Here is a 20,608-nt window from a genome sequence, read left to right on the forward strand (position 1 = left end):
GTTCAGTATATCAAATCCACATGAGTTGGCACAAAGGTTCTTTCGCATATTGTAGATAGCCAAAATAAGAGGCCTGAACCCAAAAAATGGTACCTGTTTATCTGATTCCGAATTCGATAGAATGAAGAGGATCTCATCTGTAAGCGTTTTCCTGAATGCGCAGAGATTGAGAATCTATCAGATTAAGGGAGGGTATTTATGAGGCGTTCTCGCACGATGGAAAGACGGTTTATGCAAAAAGCATTAAGTTTATTCTTAGCAATAGGGATGCTGGCAAGCGTTAGCCTGTGGCAGCCTGCCCAGGTTCACGGCGCGGAGGCGGCAGCCACGACGGTTACCTCTATGGATTACTTTTCAGCAGCAGACGGACCCATTATCTCCAAATCAGGGGTGGGACAGGCCAGCTACGGTTTTGTTATGCCCAAATTCAACGGGGGCTCCGCCACCTGGAATGATGTTGCCCAGGACGTTGGCGTCAAAGTAAAAGTAGGCGCAAACTGGGTCGATATTGACAGTGTCAGCAGCTTTATCTATAACCAGAACTGGGGACACTGGAGTGATGGCGGTTTTACAGGATATTGGTTCACTCTCTCGGCAACGACCGAGATTCAGCTGTACTCCAAGGCGAATGGAGTCACATTGAATTACACGCTTGTGTTTCAGAACATTAACAAAACCACGATTACAGCCATGGCACCTACGCAAGGGCCACAGATTACAGCAAGCTTCACGGGTGGAGCCGGTTTTACTTACCCAACGTTTAATAACGATCCGGCTGTGACATATGAAGCTGTCGCAGATGATCTGAAGGTGTACGTAAAGCCAGTCAACAGCAGCACGTGGATTGATATCGACAACAACGCTGCCAGCGGCTGGATTTACGATCAGAACTTCGGACAATTCACTGATGGAGGCGGCGGGTACTGGTTTAACGTAACGGAGTCGATTAACGTCAAATTGGAATCGAAAACCTCGGGGACTAACGTCGTGTATACCATCACGTTTAATGAGCCAGTAAGGAATTCATATGTCATTACGCCTTATGAAGGAACAACGTTTACAGCAGATGCGAACGGCGCTATCGGCGTACCGCTGCCTAAGATCGATGGAGGTGCACCAATCGGCACGGAGCTTGACAATTTTGTATACCAAATCAACATCAACGGGCAATGGGTGAACATGGGGGATTCGGGTCTGAGTGGATTTACATACTCCGCCAACGGCTATAACAATATGTCGGATGCCAATCAATGGGGATACTGGGCCGACTACATCTATGGCCTGTGGTTTCAGCCTATCCAGGAAGACATGTTGATCCGAATCGGCTATCCATTGAACGGGCAAAAGGGTGGCAGCGTGGGCAGCAATTATGTTAACTATACGTTTATTGGCAATCCCAATGCGCCACGCCCGGATGTCAGCGACCAAGAAGACATTGTCATCGGAACGCCGAGCAATCCGGCCATCGACGGCATGAATCTCATCTGGCAGGACGAATTTAGCGGGACTTCGCTGGATATGAGCAAATGGAATTATGAGCAGGGCTATTATCTCAATGATGATCCGAATACATGGGGTTGGGGCAATGCGGAATTGCAGCACTATGCTGACAGTGCGCAAAATGTATTCGTGCAGGATGGAAAGCTGAACATTCGGGCTTTGAATGATCCGAAATCTTTCCCGCAGGATCCAAACCGGTATGCACAGTACTCATCCGGGAAAATCAACACGAAAAATCATTTCACCCTTACGTATGGCCGGGTTGATTTCCGTGCCAAGCTGCCAATAGGCAATGGCATATGGCCGGCATTGTGGATGCTTCCGCAAGACAGTCCCTACGGAACATGGGCTGCATCTGGCGAAATCGATGTAATGGAAGCGAGAGGAAGATTGCCTGGCTCGACGAGCGGGGCCGTTCACTTCGGTGGGACATGGCCGGCGAACCGGCATATTTCTGGCGAATATCATTTCCCTCAAGGGCAGACCATCAACAATGACTATCATGTATATTCTGTAGTCTGGGAAGAGGACAACATCAAATGGTATGTAGATGGCAAGTTCTTCTTCAAAGTGACGAACGAGCAATGGTATTCACTGGCCGCACCAAATAATCCGAACGCACCGTTCGACCAGCCTTTCTATCTCATTATGAATTTGGCGCTCGGCGGGAATTTTGACGGTGGCATCTCCCCGGGGCCGTCTGATATCCCTGCTACGATGCAGGTTGATTACGTGCGGGTCTATAAGGAGAACGGCGGATCGAATCCTGGAAATGTTCCGGTGACCGGCGTAACCTTGAATCCTGCGACTGCGCAGGTGGAAGTGGGACAAACCCTTCAGTTAAACGCCAGCACAGCACCGTCGAATGCTTCGAACAAGCAGGTCACTTGGTCCGTATCGGGCTCCGGTATTGCTTCCGTTAGTCAGAACGGGCTTGTGACCGGGCTTGCTCCGGGCACGGCAACCGTAACGGCGACAACCGTTGACGGCAATCATACAGCGGCTTCCACCATCACGGTTGTGCCGGAACCATCCACCGTCATCATCATTGGCGATGAGGTGCGGGGTCTGAAGAAAACCGGCGATGACTTGCTGTTTTATGTCAATGGCGCAACCTTTGCTGATCTGCACTATAAGGTCAATAACGGAGGGCAGTTGAACGTAGCCATGACTCCGACTGGAAACGGCAATTATACGTATCCTGTGAAGAATCTGAAACATGGGGATACTGTCGAGTACTTCTTTACGTATAACCCGGGACAAGGAGCTCTGGACACCCCTTGGTTCACCTATGTCCACGGGGTAACTCAAGGCACACCGGAGTAAACCCGACAGCTTCGGAAAGATCAGGCTGCTGCTGAAACAGCAATACCTTCCGAGCAGCGGGAGAGCCATAACCATATGCTCTCGCGCGTATCGTTCAGAATAGCCATTCGTGTCAGGCAGACAACTTTATAAAAAGCTTCTCTAAGCAGCCTTAGTTCGGATCTTGACCGGACTAAGGCTGCTCATTTGTGCTTCAAGTTATGTACGAGTGAAATGGAGTTCTCATGCAAGGAAGCTTTTTCTGCTTGCCTGAAGTGAGGCTGAGCTTTCTATCCCATAAAACAGAAAACCGCTCCGTATGGAACGGAGCGGTATCATAGAGTTTCTTCAGCCTGCATGTTGAGGGAGAGAATGAGCGAATTCAGAGGCTGTCATGTCGTTACTGAATAGTTTCTGGTGTATGAACAGGAACGAATCGGGCATGGGTAGCTTGCTCAAAGGAATAGGCAAGATCAAGAAGCTTTTGCTCACTGTATGCCGTACCGAGGAACGAGATGCCCACGGGTACTCCTGCTTCCACTGCTCCTGCAGGGACGGTGATTTCAGGGAAGCCTGTTGCTGATGCCACATAACTTGCGGCATAGGTGTCATATGCTTCACAGATATAAGTAGGATCTTCTTTGTCAAAACGGTTCGAAGCCGGGCAGGACATGGTAGGAAAGACAATTGCATCAAGTTTGTTGTCCTTCATTATTTTCGTGATTTCCTCACGGGTCTTCGGAATTTCTTTGTTCATGATGTTCTTGTATTCTTTGGAATACAGCGTATCCGCTTGTGCCAATGCTGTCTTCAAGCCTTCCAGACGTGCGGGGTTAACAGGCGTCTCCGAGTTCAATACTTCAGGAGACTCACTAATATCAATCACGTCCTGCAGCGTTTTGGGTGCGCCAGCAGGAAGGAAACTTAAGAATTTTTCAAACTGGCTTTTGAATTCGGCATCCCCGACCGGTCCAAGCACCGGAGTCCAGAGGTATTTGGTTTGGTTGGAGAACGATACAGGCACGACAACCGTTCCCATACTTTTCATTTTCGCGATTGCTTGATTTGTTATCGTATCCACTTCGACATTGTCACCGAAGAAATCAGTTGCGACCCCAATGCGTGCATGCTTTAACGAAGAAGAATCTAATGCTTTGGTGTAGTCTTGAACATGCTGTTTCGCAAATTTTGTTGCTTTATCTTCTTTATCTGTTCCAGCCATCGCAGTGAGTACCAAGCCAGCGTCCTTCACGCTGCGTGCCATAGGGCCCGTTACGTCCAGAGAGAGTGAGCTAGGAATCACGCCGCTGCGGCTGGTCAATCCCATAGTTGGTCTGATACCAACAAGGCCGGTAACATTAGCTGGACCTCTGACCGAACCGGAAGTATCCGTTCCAAGCCCGAATACGGCAAAATTAGCCGCAACAGCTGCAGCACTGCCACTGCTGGACCCCGAAGCATCACGGTTCAGATTATAAGGATTGATTGTTAAACCGCCCATGGAGCTATAGCCCAGTCTTCCGTAGGAAGCGGCAAGCTCAGACATGTTTGTTTTGGCAATTACAATAGCCCCGGCATCGACAAGCTTCTGTACGGTGAATGCATTCTTGGTCGGATAGGCATTCTTCAGAGCAACGGATCCGCCTGTTGTCGGCATGCCCACGACGTCGTAATTATCCTTAACGACAAAAGGGATGCCATGCAGTTTGCTTCTTGGACCTTTCTTTTTAAGTTCAGTATCCAGAGCTTTTGCTGTTTCAAGCGCTTTGTTGTTAATTGTAATAATGGAATTTATAGTGGGACCTTGTTTGTCAAGGGCCTCAATACGGTTCAGATAATATTCTACGAGTTCTTCCGATGTAATTTGCTTTGTTTTCAAAGCAGTTGCGACTTCATCAATACTTTTCTCAAACGGATCAAACGCCTGTTTCTTTATTTCGGCACTTGCATGATTCCATGGAAAAATGGCTGCAATTAACAAAATAGCTAATAATACTTTGAAATTTAAAATTCTTTTACTCAAGTGTCTTACCTCCTGATGTTTGTATAGTACAAATTACTCATTATGTTTCTCTCTCTCCCTATATTAATATCGTTATTAATAGTGTGAAAATGAATAGTATCCAACCAAAGTCTTAAAAATTTGTGAACAATTCGACAAATTTTAACAAAATCCACTCCTTCTGCCGATAGAATGTAAGGACACATACATAAATGTTTAACACTGGAGGAGAAGCAACATGAGAGAAACTGGAGGAGAAACAACATGAGAAAGAAATTGCAATGGAATTTAAAGCTTCAACTATTGGTTACGATGGTCGTCATGGTATTGATATCGACATTATCACTCGGCCTCGCGATAGACCAAAAAGTTAAGAAAGACATGGAAAATAATTTCTATGAAGCCACTCGTAAGGAAATTAAGCAAGTTAGTGGTGCTATGAACCTATACTTTAATACGGTAAATGAATCGGTTGAATACTTCGCTAATCACCCTCTCACTAAGCAGATCGATAAATCCATCACCTCTTATGTGAATGAAGTAGGCCAAGACGGGACCATTCAGATGACGCCATCAAAAAAAGCAGGTTTGGAATCGGACATTTACAACTTTTTCTTGAATTATTCCAAAACACATCCGAATGTTGCTTACATCTATTTGGGAACAAAGGATGGTGGATACATTCAATGGCCGGAAGGTACTTCTAACGATAAATTCGACCCAAGACCCAGGGAGTGGTACACCCAGGCTATCGATAACCCGGATAAAGTCATGCGCACAGGTGCTTATGCTTCGTTTACCGGAAATGTTCCAATTGTCAGTTCATCCGTTACCATCAAGGACAAGGCAGGCAACATCGTTGGTGTTCAAGGTGTAGATGTAAGCTTGGAATCACTGACGGAGACCATCAATGACATAAAAATCGGTGAAACCGGCTATGTCATTCTGGCAGACCAAAATGGTACGATTCTGGCGAATCCTAAGAACCCGGAAACGAATTTCAAAACGCTGAAGGATCTGGGAGTGAAGGAATTTACTGAAATTGACAAGTTGAAAGATCAGAATTTTGATATCACCTTGGATAACAAGAACTACACAGCCAGCGTCTTTGTATCACCGGAAACCCAGTGGAGATATATCGCGATCATGGACAAGAGTGAAATCGTGGAATCCATCAATGCAATTCAGCGAATTATTTTCATTGTTATGGGTATTATCGTCCTGATTGCCATCGGTGTCTCGTTGATTGTATCCGGCGCGATTACCAAGCCGATTCATGCTGCTGTCCATTATCTGCAGCAAATTGGCAGTGGTAATCTTGCCGCTGAAATTCCACAAGCGATGTTGAAGAAGAAGAGCGAGGTAGGCACAATGGTTCGGGCCATTGATGTCATGAAGCAGGATTTACAGAGAATAATCGGTGGGATATCGGGTTCGGTGCATATTGTCTCACAATCGGCGTCCAACCTTAAAGATGGCATGGATCAGACTCAAAAGGCTTCCTCTCAAATAACCGAGTCCATCATCCAGCTTTCTACCGCATCCAGTGAAGAAGCGAACACTGTTATGAATGGCTCTGAAAAAGTAGAAGAACTCGGCGGAGCGATCGATCAGGTCACAACATCCACTCAGGAAATACTGGATATTGCTCGACATACGGGTGAGCTTAATCAACGAGGGATTGTCATTATGCAGGAGTTGGTAGGAAGATTCAACAATACGCTGAAATCGTCAGAAGAAACAGCACTGGCCATTAATCAAGTGAATGAAAGTGCAGGTGAAATCAGCAGCATACTTGTCACAATCCTTGAAATATCCAGACAGACCAACCTGCTGGCCCTAAACGCTTCGATCGAGGCCTCCAGAGCAGGCGAGCATGGGCGTGGATTCTCCGTTGTAGCTGCCGAGATCCGCAAGCTTGCTGAGCAATCAGCTTCCGCGGTGAACAGTATTAGCTACATTATTTCAAACGTAAACAGTCAGGTAGGTGCGGCAGTTCAGGCTATCGGCACATCCCGTGAGCTCTTCAGGGATCAAGAAACGGCTGTACGGGAAACGGAATCGATCTTTAACGACATTATGGTCTCCGTTGACAGCCAAGTGGATAAAACAAGCGAGGTAGATGTTCATATCCAGTTGATGGAAGAAAAGCGGTATGCACTTACGGACGTCTTTACCAATATATCAGCGATTACTGAAGAAAATGCAGCCATTACTCAAGACGTGTCTGCGGCTGCTGAGGAGCAATTGGCTACGATTGATGACTTGGCAGATTATCTGTCTCAGCTCAAGGCACTGTCCACTGAACTGGAGGATAATGTAAAAAAATTCACCATAAATAATAAGTGATTCACTTCAGGCTAGAGAGAAGCTGTACGGCTGACCCGGTTTACATCTCTCGATATGCCTGCGAAGTAGTATTTTAGAGGAAACTCATCCTACAGCAAGCCTTGCTCTTAGCAGGGCTTGTTTTTTGTACAGCGATAGAACATCGTTAACGAGCCATTCCATTAAAATCGCAAAAAAAGAATGGAGGAATGTCGATTAGACCTGCTCTTGTTCGTTGTCTATATAACGGAGAAGTTCATTCTGCGTAGGTAAAAAGGAAAATTAAGGAGGAAGAAGATCATGATGATGATAAACAAGCAAAATTATAAGGTGATTCGTATGCTTCTGATAGGTGGAGTTATATCCACCCCGTTGTTCTATGTAGTAGCTATTATTCAATTGTTTACGCGTACGGGATTCGATATCAGGTTCCACGCTATTAGTACTCTTACTTTGGGGGATGCGGGATGGGTCCAGAGCGCTAATTTCTTCATTACTGGATTGCTTGCTGTATGTGCGGCGATTGGCGTGCGCCGTTTACTTCGTGGATTCCAGGGAGGTACATGGGGGGCTCTGCTTATTGGAATCTATGGGATTGGCATGATGATGGCGGGTCTGTTTCGACCAGACCCTGGGCTCAGCTTTCCTCCGGGTGCGCCCGCAGAAGCGCCGACATCGATGAGCGGCCAGGCAGCCCTTCACTCGGCAGCTTTTTTTACCGCCTTTATTTGCCTGATCGTGGCCAATATGGTCTTTGCACGTCGGTTTGCTTCACAAGGCGAGCGTGGTTGGAGCTTCTATTGCATTGCATCTTGCATTCTTGCGCCTGTGCTCATCATAGTAGGTTCGATGAACAGTGCTTGGATTGGCGTTATTATGGGCAGCGCCGGAATGGTTGCTTTCGGTTGGGTTTCGCTGCTTGCCGCGAAACTGCGTGCTGAAACACTCTAGGTATAAGAAGCATAAATACGAGGAGGGAATCCAAATGCAATTTAGGTTAATTGTCGATGCGATGGCGGACAAAAAAGACACAGTCAAAGGGAGCCGCTGTGCTTCCAGCTGCTGAAGTGCTTATGCGAAGGCTTGACGATAAAATGAAGCCTTCGCAGGAGCCCGGTATACAGATCATGGAGGCTGATTTGCAGGATCATCTCCACATGTTGAGAAAGAAAATATAGAATATTGGCGGCTGCCGTATGGTAGACGGGAAGGTGACATGTAGATTTTGCGTGCATTCGTATGAATTGCCTATTGGAACAACGCATATATATTAGCTGGTGCATGAGGACCGCCGTGTCTGTATTACTCCGGCAGTAATTGTTGAAAGTCAGCAACGCAACGGTATTTATCATTGACAGAAATTGGCATGATGAGCATAATAATTGTAACTATGGAAAAGGGAGGGGCGTCTAAGTCAGGTTAGATTTGAATGGCATTCTCTAAACGTAAGGATCGGTTGTACCCTCACACATTATCACTTTAAAGGAGTGTAGTCATGTACGATAAAATCGTAGACATTTTGTGCGCTATTAAGGAAGACCAACCGGAACTTCGCCAAATTCTGTCCCCTACCACGGAACTGAACAACGATATTGGCCTCGATTCACTCCAAATGATCCAGTTTATGCTTAAAGTCGAGGAACAGTTGAACGTTGTCATTGACTATGACCAATTCGATTACGAGCATCTCCAGTCGATCGACACCTTTATGACTTTCCTGAAAAGCTGCCAGCCTCAGGAGTTATCTTTATACGAAGATGTCCAGAAGTGAGGCCGGCTTGATGCCAACCATCGTAATGGGTACATTCGATCCCGAAACGAGGTGGAGGGATCCGAATCTAACCAGGCTGCCCGCTATGCCGGATAGAGAACGGGAATCCATAGTTCTCTCTATGGACGAGCTGCTATTTCCATTTTGCGGACCGGACGATATCCTCTACAGCCGGTGTCAAATCGATCCAGAACTGTATGAATACCTAGCCGGGTTAGGATTTTCCTTTCGAAGTCGTTATCACTTTGATTTAAGCGATGAGAAGAAGCCCCTGCCGGAAGCGGACGTTTTCAAGCGGTGCATGTTCCGTCTTGCGGCGGATCAAACCCAAAATCAGATAACGGCAGACCGCATGCTGCAGGCAGTAGGTTCCGGCTATCCGGAGGCAACGGGGTTGGCGGAAATGATATCTCTCAAGCATGCTGCCGGTGGTCTGCACCGTGAAGCGGTATGGACTCACACCGTCAAACCTCTCACTCCGTACGCCATTACGGCTGATACGGAAGTTTACCTTCAAGCCGCCGGGCCCTTTAGTCCTTTGCCTGACCTTGAGACGGTTGTCCGTGTGAACTCCAAAATCTACTCCAACCGCCTGCTGGCTAGAATCGGCGAGAAGTGTTACGGCATGGAGGCGAACAGCGCAGCGGAAATGGAGTCTGCCGGAAATACGCTTCTGAAGCAGGGGCCGTATTTGCTGAAGGATCCCTTCGGTGTGTCGGGCAAGGGTAACCTGCTTATCGACGGCGAAGCCATGCAGCGAAGGATAGCGGGACATCTGGATAAACAGGAGCGGAGCGGCCTCCGCTCACAATTTTTGCTGGAGCCTCTGCTGAGGAGGGGGACCGACTTCAGTTCCCACTGGTTCATCCGGGAAAATGGTGAGAAGGATTTCATCTCCGTTCAGCGGATGATGAATCAGCAGCAGAACTACGGCGGGTCTATTAAAGCGGATGAAGCTTTGATCCGTCTTCTGGAGCACGCCGGTTATTTCGACACGATGGAAAAAGCACTCGGCATATTGGCTGAGGACGGCTACCACGGTTTCGTCTGCTTCGACTCCATGATTCTGGAGAACGGGGATGTGGTGCCGATTGTAGAGATTAACGCCCGCATGTCTATGGGCCTCATTAACGCTTATCTCAATAAAGTCTGGGAAACGCATGGCCATACCAGTTGGCTTACATTCCTGTCCCTCGGTTTACCCGAAGGCTTCGCGTTCGGGAGGCTGCTGGACGCGCTGCGCGTGTCCGGTCTTCTCTTAACTGTCCAGGAAGGGTACGGGATTGTGCCTCTTTCATCTAACACCGTAATGGTGAACGATATTCTGACCTCCCGCCGTATCACCGACGGATTGCAGAGCAAACGGGGTATGCCGAAGGGACGGCTGTATGTATCGGTGGTAGGTCGTGACAACGAGCACCGCAGTGAACTGATTAACAGGCTGAGACAGGTGCTCGCTGACTTGTCGGTTAAAGTGTACAACTAAATCGGGAACGAGGAGGCAGGGCATGAATTCATCTTCGATCACCATGCTGGCGTCGGGCAATTCGCTTGGCGCGTACATTCCGGCTATGCACCTGTACACGTACCTTCAAGACAGAGGTGTCAGAGCAGCGGTTCACGTTCTGGAGAATTTGTATCACGAAGAAATCAGGCGCAAGATCCCTTCCACAAAAAAAGCATTCCATGCCGATTTCTCCGTTGCCCTGATGGGCCATAAGCTGGCCAAACCCGTTGAATCTTCCCTGAACGAGGAGGAGGTCCAGCGTCTGCTGGATGCATGGAACCGTGATGGGGTATCCCGCTTTGCCGTGTTTACCGGCTTCTGGCTGCCGATCCTGGAGCGCTACAAGATCATTGCCTGCGAACCCCTGGATATTCGACTGATCCGGTTGGATGCGTGGGATACGCCGTCGTTCAAGGTACACAAGTCCTTGTACCCCGGCTACCATAACGTCTGGTTCTATGAGCCTTCGAAATGGTCACCGGGCGGCTATATTGCTTCAGACGAGACGGAGCCTCTGCCTTATGCGCAGCGTGCCGGACGCATTCTGATCCATGGCGGCGGCTGGGGGATCGGGACGTATGCCGGAACGATCCCTAAGCTTCGCGAGCTCGGTTACCCGCTGGATGTGATTGTCTATGATCCTTCCGAGGTGGAGGAGGACGACGGGGTTACACGGTACTTCGGAACGGACGCAGCCTGGGACCCGTGGAGCCGGGATGAACAGGGGCGGCATACGTTTCCGCCAATGGTCCGTTATGTCCGTGAGGGCGGCGTTTTACAGGATATCCCGCTCAGGGATTACGCCTCTTACACGGATCTGATGCGGAACTGCGCTGCCATCATCAGCAAGCCGGGAGGCGCCACCCTGAACGACTCGCTGTCATATGGAATCCCTTTTGTCATGCTGGAGCCGTTCGGCGAGCATGAGCTTCACAATTCAAGTTATTGGGAATCCTGCGGCTTCGGCATCCGGTTCGCGGAATGGGCAGCCCATGATTTCTCGAAACAACATCTGGAGAGAATACACACGCGTTTGCTGGAGGAGCGATCAAAAATCAATCATTTCGGGAGGAAAACTTATGCAGCCGAAAACAGCAGTTACGTTTGACCAGCTGACATTCCAAAATATGAAAAGGACCCTCGTTCCGCTGGCGGAAACGGGGAGGAAACTTCGGGAAGATCCGACTTATGCCGCCCCCGTGCCTTATGAGATCGGGATCAAGCTTAATAACGGCTGCAACCTGCGCTGCAAGCACTGCTTCGAATGGAATCCGGACGGGTTCCATCACGGGTTTGCCAAGGAAGAGAAGAAAGACGAGATCGACATTCCCGTTGTGGAGAAGCTTCTGGCTGAAACGAGAGAGCGCAAATCGCGTGTGTTCCTGTGGGGTGGAGAACCGCTGTTCTATTCCAAGTTCGATGAATTGGCGGAATTGCTGGCCAAGGAAGACCGGTACACAACCATTTGCACAAACGCGATTCTCATCGAACAGAAGCTGGATTCCATTCTGAAAATGTCGGAAAATCTGGTTATGCTGGTCAGCCTGGAAGGTTTCGAGAAGGAGAATGACGCGATTCGGGGCAAAGGCACCTTCAAGAAAGTGATCCACGCCGTACAGCTGCTGCTTGATCTGCAGAAGCAGGGCTTGTACAAAGGCAAAGTTTCCGTAGCCCTGACGGTGAATGACCAGATGGTTGGTCAGCTTTACAGCTTTATGGAATTCTTCGAAGAGATGGGCGTCGATTCCGTTTACTTCTGCTTCCCATGGTACATCCCTCCCGGTACGGCGGAAAAGATGGACACCTACTTTGATGCCCATTTCCCGCACCTTGCCTCCCGCTTTGCGGACAATCACAAGAATAGCTGGCACTCCTTCACATTCCATATCTCCCCGGGCAATTATGACACACTAATCGAAGAGCTTAAACGCGTCAATTCCCGTGTATGGAATGTGCGCATTCGCTATCAGCCTGCACTGGAGGCCGAAGAAGTAGAAGGATTCATCCGAGGCAGCGAGAAGCCGGCCATGAAGCGGACCAAGTGTTTTTCCATCTCGAATCGGATGGATGTCATGCCGGACGGCAAAGTGAATCCGTGCAAATTTTTCCCGGAATTCAGTGTCGGCAATCTGTACGAAGACAGCGTGGCGGATATTTTTCACGGCGAGGATCTACGGAAACAGCGCGAGGTGCTGGCCTGCGGTTTGATGCCGATATGCTCCAAATGTGTGCTTCTGTATAACAATGGAGTTTAAGCTTTCAGATTGGATACCGCCCAAAATGGGACTATATGTTATCGTTCAGGAGGAGCGGGGATGGACTTTATCCGTGTGCGGGAGCTGCACAAATCATTTGTGTATTACCGGAAAGAAGCAGGACTTAGGCATTCACTGAAAAATCTGTTTGCCCGGAAGTCACTTGTGAAGGAAGCGGTTAAATCCGTTTCCTTCGATATCGGCCCAGGCGAGTGCGTTGGATTTCTGGGTCCTAACGGGGCGGGGAAAACCACGACACTCAAAATGCTGTCGGGTATTTTATATCCTACAAGCGGGGAGGCCAACGTGCTCGGTTATGTGCCTTGGGAGCGAAGGAACGAGTTCAAACGGCTGTTCTCCATTGTGATGGGTCAGAAAAACCAGCTCTGGTGGGACCTTCCCGCCAGCGAATCGATTTATTTAAACAAATGTATATATGACGTGGAGGATGATCTTTACCGCCGAAGTCTTGCCGAACTATCGGAGATGTTAGGTGTGCAGGAGCTTCTGAATGTGCAGGTGCGCCGGCTGTCCCTGGGCGAACGGATGAAAATGGAGCTGATTGCCGCTCTGATCCATCGCCCGAAGCTGCTGTATCTGGACGAGCCGACGATCGGCCTGGATTTCCCCTCCCAGAAGAAGGTCAGGGAGTTTTTGAAATATTATAATGAACAGTTCGGCGCGACGATTCTGCTGACCAGCCACTACATGAAGGATGTGGAGGATCTGTGCAAGCGTACGATCATCATTAACGAAGGAAGCCTGCTGTATGACGGCGATCTTCATAAGATTAACCATTTATTTGGCGAGCACAAAATCATCAGGCTGCAGTTCTCCGAGCCGGTCGCGGAACAGCGGCTGGCTTCGTTCGGGAAGATTGTGAGTATGGACGATTATAACGCTGTGCTGGAGCTGCCGAAATACCGCATGAAGGAAGTATCGCGCGCCGTCCTTGATTCGTTTGATATTTTGGATTGGACGATTGAGGACGTGCCGATCGAAGAGAGTATATCAAGGCTGTACCGCAAGGAATATGCAGGATGAATAGACGGAGATTGTATACGGCTGTTTTTTCGATGGGAATTCAGCATTCGATGGAATACCGATTCCACTTCTTCCTCGGACTTCTTGGAGCCGCGTTTCCGATTCTTGTCCAATATTTTATCTGGACGGCAGTTTACCGGCACTCCGGCGAAACGGCGCTGTTCTCGTATTCATACCATCAAATCATATTGTATACGATTTTGGCGGGATTGGTGTCCAAGCTGATCGCGACCCAGTTCGAGCACCAGATTGTCGACGATATCAAGAACGGCGGACTCAACAAGTATTTGATCAAACCGGTCAGCTACTTCGGGTATCGACTGGTGTCCTTTTTCGGGCAGAAGGCGATTTATTACGGAATTACCGCTGTAATGCTTGTAGGGATCATCTGGATCGCAGCGGCCGGGGACGTAATCGAGCTCCAGGCCGTACGGCTGGTCTTGTTTGCCGTCACGCTGTGGGGCGCGCTTTTGCTTAATTTCCTGATCGCTTACTGCATCTGTGCGAGTGCTTTTTATCTGAATGAAATCTCTTATTTTTTTGTTATTACGAGTCTGCTTGTCAATATTTTGAGCGGAGGCATGTTTCCGCTTGAGATTTTCGGAGATTCGGTGGTGCAGGCACTTCAGTACACGCCGTTTCCGTACACCATTTATTTTCCGGTCAATGTCCTCAGCGGCAAAACAGAGGTAGGGGCGATGTACCAGGGGCTGCTCATCCAGTGTGGATGGATACTCCTGTTCTTCTTGCTATCCCGACTGACGTGGCGGGTTTCTATGAAGAAATATTCGGCGGTTGGGGGGTAGCGGGCATTCCATATGTTTAAAACCATAAGAAAATACGCACATCTGTATGGCATGTTCATCAAAAATTGTCTCATCGCCCAGATGGAGTTTCGGGGCAATTTTATGATGAGTCTGCTTGTGGAATCCGTCTACCTGCTCGCCAAGCTGTTGTATGTGCTCGTTGTGTTCCGCACCGATCTTCACGTAGACGGCATACCGCCTGAAGGTCTGCTTCTATTTATAGGCATGCACACCGTAGTGACCGGCATTTATGTGGGACTCTTTTTCACGAATTTCACAAAAATTCCGGAGTATATCAAGGACGGCTCGCTCGACTTAATGCTTACAAAGCCGGTTTCTCTTCAATTTATGGCTTCCTTGCGTTATGTCGATCTGGCGCTGCCGATCCCTGATATTCTGGTTGGGTTCGTCATGATTGGCATCGGCTGGCATGCCATGGATATTCCGCTGACGCTGCTGCAGCTTGCCGGGTTTATGCTGCTGCTGCTTGTCTCCGTTGTCATCACATACTGTCTGATGATTATCCCTGCGCTGCTGTCATTCTGGTTCGTTCAGACGGGCTCTGCGTCGGAGATCGCCCATTCCGCCTGGGACGCCAACAATTTTCCCATGGCGATTTACCCGGCTTGGGTCCGCCGAATCGGAACATTTGCCATTCCACTGTTCCTCATTACCAATTTCGGACCGCTGTTCCTGCTGGGACAGCTCAGCTGGCTCTACGCGGGACTGGCACTTGCCGGTTCGCTTCTGCTCTTCACAGTCATTCGACTGATTTGGAAGCAGGCTGTGAAGGGATACAGCAGTGCAAGCAGCTAAGAAGATATGTCGGTCATGTATGGCAGTTGGGTGATAACTCAGAAACCAGAAGGGGGAGAATCCATGAGGGCTGTTCAGCTTCCGATATCGAATCCGCCGCTTAAAGGATTTTTAAGGTGGGCTTATACACTTTCGATCACCAGCATCCACGAAGAAACGATTCCTTGGTATTTCAGCAATTTTATTCAGTTGTCCTGCAAAAAAACATTCCTGGAGGATGGCAGGCAGTTCTATTTCGATTTTTTTCGCGGCAAACCGAATGAACTGAATTTCAACAATCCGTTTCTGCTCACGTGCTCCGTCAACTATACGATTTTAGAGTTTTTGCCCTTGGACGCCTGGCCGCAATTCTTTGCGGATCAGATTCGCAGCGGCTATTATTGCGTTGTGTTTCTGGACGAATCGAGGCTATCCCCGGCGGCGGCCTATCAGAAAGAGCCGTTTCCCCACCATCTGTTTCTATATGGTTTCGACTTGGACCAAGCAATCTTCGATGCTTCCATGTTCGACCATACGGGAGTGTACCGCAATCTGCAGATCCCGTTCACAGAGTTCCAGGATGCTGTCCATTCCATGAGGCATCTGCTGAAGGAGGGGGTTAAGGCGGATCATCACACGTATTTCTACAAATACGAACCGCATTCTCCGTATCCTTTTGATCGAACGGCTGCTGTTGACCAACTGCGCGATTACTTAAACGGTGAGACTCATTTAAACCGAATCAATTATAATCCGGACGAAGAGCAGGCTTTCGGATTAAAGGTCTACGACTATTTGCAAATGTACTTTGATGCCGTAGAGAGCAACGATTCCCGGCTTGGTGACCGTAGTGACGTGAGGCATCTACATGTGCTCTGGGAGCACAAAAAAATGATGAGCGAGCGGATCGACTATTTGGTGGCTGAAGGGATCATCCCGTACGATGAAGAGCTTGCGGATGGCTACAGGGATATCACCAAGAGAGCGATGAAACTGAGGGATCAGTACATTCGTCATGAAATTCGAGCAGACAAGGACGTGTTTGAACGGCTCAGGCTCCGGTTCGACCAGTTCCGAAAGGAAGAGCCGGTTCTGCTGCAAAAATTGATTGCACTGCTCGAAGGCTCCACCTAGCTGATCATAATAAATGATATGGATTACTATCAGTTTCTTACACGGATAAGCGTATTTTCTCCATCTTGTAATATCCAAATCCTGGTGCTATACTCATAGCAATATACAGGCAATGCTACTGAAAAGTACAACCTTGGCTTCGTCCGGGGTTGTGCTTTTTTTGCGTTCAGATTTAACTTATACATCAAAAATTGAGTGTAGAAAGAGGTAAATCCATGAGTGACCATGCAAACAAATCATTCTACAGGACGCTATATACATTAGCGATTCCCATTGCGCTGCAGAGCTTAATAATGGCTCTGCTAAACATGACAGACCAGGTCATGGTAGGACAGCTAGGTGATATTGCCATCGCATCAGTTGGAATCTCCAGCAAAATTTTCAGCGTTATTTCCGTCGTTCTGGCTGGACTTGCTGCCACACTTTCCATCTATACTGCTCAGTACTGGGGGAAGAAGGATACAAAGAGCATTTCACACTTGCTGGGACTGAGCTTGTATCTGGGATTATCACTGTCGATACTGTTTGCCATTATCGTTTTTTTCAATCCGCAGCCGCTGCTCTCCTTGTTTACGACAGATATGCTTGTGACAGGAGAAGGCGGCATCTTTCTGCAGATCGGAGCGCTTAGCTATGTTCCAATCATGCTGACGATGTTATACTCTGCAATTCTGCGCAGCACAGGGCATGTAAAGCTTCCGATGTATGTCAGTTTATGCGCGGTCATGCTTAACATTATTCTTAATTACTTGCTGATCTTCGGACATTTCGGTTTCCCGCAGCTTGGACTCGCAGGCGCTGCATATGCAACCGTTATTGCCAGGTTAGCGGAATGTTTACTCATTATTGGAGCCGTATACTGGTTCCGTCTTCCGGGGGCCGTGGAATTCAAACATCTCTTCCGCACATCGAGGCCGCTAGCGAGAAAGTTCCTTGTCACCATGTACCCGCTTGTGCTGACAGAGTTCGTATGGGTGCTCGGTGAGGCAGTTTATGCTGTTATTTATAGCCGAATGGGTGTGGCCGAGATGACGGCCATGACCATTACGTTCCCGCTTCAAGGGCTGATGATCGGTTTATTGTCGGGTATAGGAGCGGCGGCAGGTGTAATGGTTGGAAACAAGCTTGGCGAAGGTGATCATACGCAGGCAATGAATTACGCTAGAAAACTCATTCGCGTCGGCCTGGTGACTTCATTCGGACTTGGTATTGTGGTCGTTCTCCTAGCTCCAATGTATACGAGAATATTCCAAGTTTCGGTGGAAGTGAAACAGCTGTCCGTTTATGTCATATGGGTTTTTGCTGCATTCATGTGGGTTAAGGTTGCAAATATGATCATCGCAGGGGGTATCCTGCAAAGTGGCGGTGACAGTAAATTCGTCTTTGCCATGGAGTCGACGGCTACATGGCTAGTCGGGGTACCCCTCGGATTCATGCTGTCTTTTGTATGGAAGCAGCCGCTGTTTTGGGTTTATTTTTTCCTCTCCTTGGAGGAGGTCGTGCGATTTATAATCGGTTATATTCGATATCGATCTGGTAAATGGATGCAGAATTTAACGGTGCAATCGGATGCTTCCTAATGAGATTCATTCAATATCCAAAACATCAAAAATGGTGGATTGTTAATCGGGTTGTTATGTTTTATAATGAGTAAAAACTCACTCATAAAAAGGAGCTGTTCAATTGCCGCGTACGAAGGAACAGTTTGAAGAAATGCGCAATGCCACTAGAGCGAAAATACATGCTGCCGCAATGCAGTTATTTGTTCATCAAGGATTCGGATCGACCAATGTTCAAGATATTGCGGATACAGCTGGCATCAGTATTGGGCTTCTGTATCGGCATTACAGAACAAAGGATCAATTGTTTCACGAATTGGTGGACTTTGCCGTCGAAGGATTGAAACGTAATATTGCCTATTTCGAATCCGATCTATCCCCCAAAACCTTATTGGCACGATTTGTGGACGAAATCTACACGGATTTCATGAATGGGGAGGAACTAGTCAATCTGTTGATTCTGATCAATCAATCCATGTTTGCAGGCGCTGGCACACCCTCCAAACAACATGAAGAGATTCTCCAGGTCAATGCAAGACTGCTTGATGCTACGGCCCGACTTATTCGTAAGGGGCAGCATCTTGGAGAATTCCGCTCAGGCGATGCACGCGAAATGGCAGTCTTTTTTTACGCATCGGTTCAGGGCTTGGCTGAGATGAAGGTGCTGTTGAAGAACAGTTTTGCGATGCCCTCACCGTCGGTGCTCACAGCGTTTCTATTTAGAGAGGGAGTGGACGTGTCATGATTACCATTGTAAGAGCGGATCAAGCCGAGTGTGATGTGAGGCAAGGAATAGCTGAAACATTCGCCGAGGGCTTTACACAGTGGCTAGGATTTTTCTCCAAGGATCCCAAGAAGATAGCAGCGTCATTTGCCCATATGTTCATTCTGGATCAATTCTACGTGGCTATATCCAACGGACAAGTAATCGGAATGGCAGCCTGCACGGATGGAGCCTCATTTTCGGTTCAACTTGATAAAAAGGAACTTCGAAAACATCTGGGCTTTTTCAAAGGCAGCATGGCCGCTATTTTCCTGAAAAAAGAATTTGAAACGACTCCAGGACATCCTTCATCTTGCGTAGGTTCCATCGAATTTGTAGGCACGGCTGCTGAGTTCAGAGGGCAAGGTGTTGCTTCACAACTGATATGTCATATCCTTGAGCATACACCTTATCAAGTTTATTTGATTGATGGAGTCGCAGATACCAATATTCCGGCCATGAAACTGTATCATAAATTAGGTTTTGACGAATACAAGCGAAAGCCAATACCTGTTAAGCAGGCTAAGAAAATAGGAATTAATTACTTTGTGTCGTTGATCCATACCCAATAATCTCCAAAACGAATTCTCGCCAACTCTACGTTCAGACCACCCCGTATGCCAAACACACACTATGATCTAGCTTATTCAGATCATAGCGTGTGTTTTTTTATTTAAGAGATTTTATTTTCAATTAACATAAACATGGATTCTATTAAATTATTCTTACTTAAAATCAAATACGCAGGGTCATTAAACCGGTTTAATGATTATGCAGAGTATTCAGAATTCGCAGCAGAGGAAGGAACCAAATGTAATGGCTACCATTGATGATGTTGCCAAGATGGCAGGAGTATCCAAGGGGACCGTATCCAGCGTGTTCAGCAAAAAAAGACCGATCAGCCAACAAGTGACGGAGCGGGTACTGAGAGTAGCCCAAGAGCTGGGATATTTCCCTAACCATCTGGCGCGAAGCCTCGCGATCAAAAGGACGATGAGCATTGGTCTCAAGATACCCCTTCCTCCCGACGGGACGATGACGGCCTTTGATACTCAGATGATTAACGGTGTCATCAAGGAATGCACCAAGCAAGGCTACAGGGTGGTGCTTGACACTCTGCCGGAGCAGGAGGATCCCACTATGTATTCCCAGGATCCCGTTGATGGCGTCATCCTGCTGAACCCTCGTAAGAATGATTCACGGATTAAACGGTACCGTAAGATGGGAATTCACCTCGTGCTGGTGGGACGGCCTGACCCGCATGACGAATCGATCAGCTACGTGGATAACAACAATACGGAAGCTGCCCATGAGGTAGGAGACTATTTGCTCCGAAACGGCCACGAATCGATACTGTTTCTGAATGCTGCAGCCGATATGACGGTGGCCCAGGACCGGAGACAGGGCTTGTCGGAGGCCTATCGCCTGCACGGCCTGTCGTTACGGGATGAATGCGTGATGTACTATGCCCATACCAACGGAACGGATTACGGTTATATGTCCATTTTGAATACTTATGGGAAATTAAGCTATACAGCCATCATTACGGATACGGACAGAGTGGCTCTTGGCGTGCTGAGGGCTGCTAGAGAGCTTGATATCAAGGTGCCGGAACAGCTGTCGGTCATCGCGCTGAGCAATGATGCGATTTTAGCTCAAGACATGAACCCGAGGCTTACGTCGGTCGAATTGTCGGCAGAAAAGCTCGGAGATGAAGCTGCCAAGCTGTTAATTGAGAAAATAAACGACAGCAGCGTCCACAGGCAAGTCATCATCCCCGCGCAGCTGGTTGTAAGGGAATCCTGCAGTGTTTTTTGTTGATCATAAATGACGAATAAG

General features: G+C 48.2%; 16 protein-coding genes. 15 read left to right on the plus strand and 1 reads right to left on the minus strand.

What is annotated here, in order from left to right; translation table 11 throughout:
* The first annotated feature begins 198 nt into the window (after nt 1–198).
* Nucleotides 199–2,826 carry a family 16 glycosylhydrolase gene (locus tag WDY75_RS14500; protein WP_063480644.1) on the plus strand — a complete coding sequence of 876 codons (2,628 nt, stop codon included), beginning with the start codon at nt 199–201 and terminating at the stop codon, nt 2,824–2,826.
* A gap of 379 nt (nt 2,827–3,205) precedes the next feature.
* On the opposite strand, the gene WDY75_RS14505 is transcribed toward WDY75_RS14500, so the two are convergent.
* A complete protein-coding gene (locus tag WDY75_RS14505; RefSeq protein WP_063480645.1) occupies nt 3,206–4,828 on the minus strand; it encodes an amidase family protein in 1,623 nt (540 codons plus the stop codon).
* A gap of 243 nt (nt 4,829–5,071) precedes the next feature.
* Here WDY75_RS14505 and WDY75_RS14510 point away from each other — a divergent pair, with 243 nt between their 5' ends.
* From WDY75_RS14510 to WDY75_RS14575, 14 genes are all read left to right on the plus strand, one after another.
* Complete coding sequence (locus WDY75_RS14510; RefSeq protein ID WP_063480646.1) at nt 5,072–7,156, plus strand: methyl-accepting chemotaxis protein; 2,085 nt, start codon at nt 5,072–5,074, stop codon at nt 7,154–7,156.
* A 279-nt stretch (nt 7,157–7,435) separates the two neighbouring features.
* The gene (locus WDY75_RS14515; RefSeq protein WP_063480647.1) at nt 7,436–8,086 is read left to right on the plus strand and encodes a DUF998 domain-containing protein; all 651 of its coding nucleotides are present in this window, start codon (nt 7,436–7,438) and stop codon (nt 8,084–8,086) included.
* Nucleotides 8,087–8,630: 544 nt separating this feature from the next.
* A complete protein-coding gene (locus tag WDY75_RS14520; protein WP_006210491.1) occupies nt 8,631–8,906 on the plus strand; it encodes a phosphopantetheine-binding protein in 276 nt (91 codons plus the stop codon).
* A 10-nt stretch (nt 8,907–8,916) separates the two neighbouring features.
* On the plus strand, nt 8,917–10,392 hold the full coding sequence (locus WDY75_RS14525; RefSeq protein WP_338842199.1) for a hypothetical protein: 1,476 nt from the start codon (nt 8,917–8,919) through the stop codon (nt 10,390–10,392).
* Between the two features lie 22 nt (nt 10,393–10,414).
* Nucleotides 10,415–11,521, plus strand: coding sequence for a hypothetical protein (locus WDY75_RS14530; RefSeq protein ID WP_063480649.1), 1,107 nt, complete (start codon nt 10,415–10,417; stop codon nt 11,519–11,521).
* Nucleotides 11,493–12,668: a radical SAM protein gene (locus tag WDY75_RS14535; protein ID WP_063480650.1), complete on the plus strand. Its 1,176-nt coding sequence runs from the start codon at nt 11,493–11,495 to the stop codon at nt 12,666–12,668. The genes WDY75_RS14530 and WDY75_RS14535 overlap by 29 nt, the downstream gene beginning before the upstream one ends.
* Nucleotides 12,669–12,728: 60 nt before the next feature.
* A complete protein-coding gene (locus tag WDY75_RS14540) occupies nt 12,729–13,712 on the plus strand; it encodes an ATP-binding cassette domain-containing protein (protein ID WP_006210486.1) in 984 nt (327 codons plus the stop codon).
* Nucleotides 13,709–14,518, plus strand: a complete 810-nt coding sequence (locus WDY75_RS14545; protein ID WP_036637622.1) for an ABC-2 family transporter protein — start codon at nt 13,709–13,711, stop codon at nt 14,516–14,518. Before WDY75_RS14540 ends, WDY75_RS14545 begins: the two co-directional genes overlap by 4 nt.
* 12 nt (nt 14,519–14,530) lie before the next feature.
* Nucleotides 14,531–15,334, plus strand: a complete 804-nt coding sequence (locus WDY75_RS14550; protein WP_036637624.1) for an ABC transporter permease — start codon at nt 14,531–14,533, stop codon at nt 15,332–15,334.
* Between the two features lie 63 nt (nt 15,335–15,397).
* Nucleotides 15,398–16,447, plus strand: a complete 1,050-nt coding sequence (locus WDY75_RS14555; protein WP_063480651.1) for a hypothetical protein — start codon at nt 15,398–15,400, stop codon at nt 16,445–16,447.
* Between the two features lie 215 nt (nt 16,448–16,662).
* Nucleotides 16,663–18,027, plus strand: coding sequence for an MATE family efflux transporter (locus WDY75_RS14560; protein ID WP_063480652.1), 1,365 nt, complete (start codon nt 16,663–16,665; stop codon nt 18,025–18,027).
* Nucleotides 18,028–18,130: 103 nt separating this feature from the next.
* Nucleotides 18,131–18,751 (plus strand): TetR/AcrR family transcriptional regulator, encoded by a 621-nt coding sequence (locus WDY75_RS14565; protein WP_063480653.1) that lies wholly within the window; start codon nt 18,131–18,133, stop codon nt 18,749–18,751.
* A complete protein-coding gene (locus WDY75_RS14570) occupies nt 18,748–19,341 on the plus strand; it encodes an N-acetyltransferase (RefSeq protein ID WP_063480654.1) in 594 nt (197 codons plus the stop codon). The genes WDY75_RS14565 and WDY75_RS14570 overlap by 4 nt, the downstream gene beginning before the upstream one ends.
* A gap of 244 nt (nt 19,342–19,585) precedes the next feature.
* Complete coding sequence (locus WDY75_RS14575) at nt 19,586–20,590, plus strand: LacI family DNA-binding transcriptional regulator (RefSeq protein ID WP_006210478.1); 1,005 nt, start codon at nt 19,586–19,588, stop codon at nt 20,588–20,590.
* Nucleotides 20,591–20,608 lie beyond the last annotated feature (18 nt).

This window comes from Paenibacillus glucanolyticus, assembly GCF_037333485.1.
Classification (GTDB): Bacteria; Bacillota; Bacilli; order Paenibacillales; family Paenibacillaceae; genus Paenibacillus_AQ; species Paenibacillus_AQ glucanolyticus.

Bases quoted from the DNA above. Each gene is read 5' to 3' on its own strand.
- WDY75_RS14555 (WP_063480651.1), top strand. From the start codon at position 15,398: ATGAGGGCTGTTCAGCTTCCGATATCGAATCCGCCGCTTAAAGGATTT.
- WDY75_RS14510 (WP_063480646.1), top strand. From the start codon at position 5,072: ATGAGAAAGAAATTGCAATGGAATTTAAAGCTTCAACTATTGGTTACG.
- WDY75_RS14550 (WP_036637624.1), top strand. From the start codon at position 14,531: ATGTTTAAAACCATAAGAAAATACGCACATCTGTATGGCATGTTCATC.
- WDY75_RS14560 (WP_063480652.1), top strand. From the start codon at position 16,663: ATGAGTGACCATGCAAACAAATCATTCTACAGGACGCTATATACATTA.
- WDY75_RS14525 (WP_338842199.1), top strand. From the start codon at position 8,917: ATGCCAACCATCGTAATGGGTACATTCGATCCCGAAACGAGGTGGAGG.
- WDY75_RS14530 (WP_063480649.1), top strand. From the start codon at position 10,415: ATGAATTCATCTTCGATCACCATGCTGGCGTCGGGCAATTCGCTTGGC.
- WDY75_RS14570 (WP_063480654.1), top strand. From the start codon at position 18,748: ATGATTACCATTGTAAGAGCGGATCAAGCCGAGTGTGATGTGAGGCAA.
- WDY75_RS14520 (WP_006210491.1), top strand. From the start codon at position 8,631: ATGTACGATAAAATCGTAGACATTTTGTGCGCTATTAAGGAAGACCAA.
- WDY75_RS14545 (WP_036637622.1), top strand. From the start codon at position 13,709: ATGAATAGACGGAGATTGTATACGGCTGTTTTTTCGATGGGAATTCAG.
- WDY75_RS14535 (WP_063480650.1), top strand. From the start codon at position 11,493: ATGCAGCCGAAAACAGCAGTTACGTTTGACCAGCTGACATTCCAAAAT.
- WDY75_RS14575 (WP_006210478.1), top strand. From the start codon at position 19,586: ATGGCTACCATTGATGATGTTGCCAAGATGGCAGGAGTATCCAAGGGG.
- WDY75_RS14540 (WP_006210486.1), top strand. From the start codon at position 12,729: ATGGACTTTATCCGTGTGCGGGAGCTGCACAAATCATTTGTGTATTAC.
- WDY75_RS14500 (WP_063480644.1), top strand. From the start codon at position 199: ATGAGGCGTTCTCGCACGATGGAAAGACGGTTTATGCAAAAAGCATTA.
- WDY75_RS14515 (WP_063480647.1), top strand. From the start codon at position 7,436: ATGATGATGATAAACAAGCAAAATTATAAGGTGATTCGTATGCTTCTG.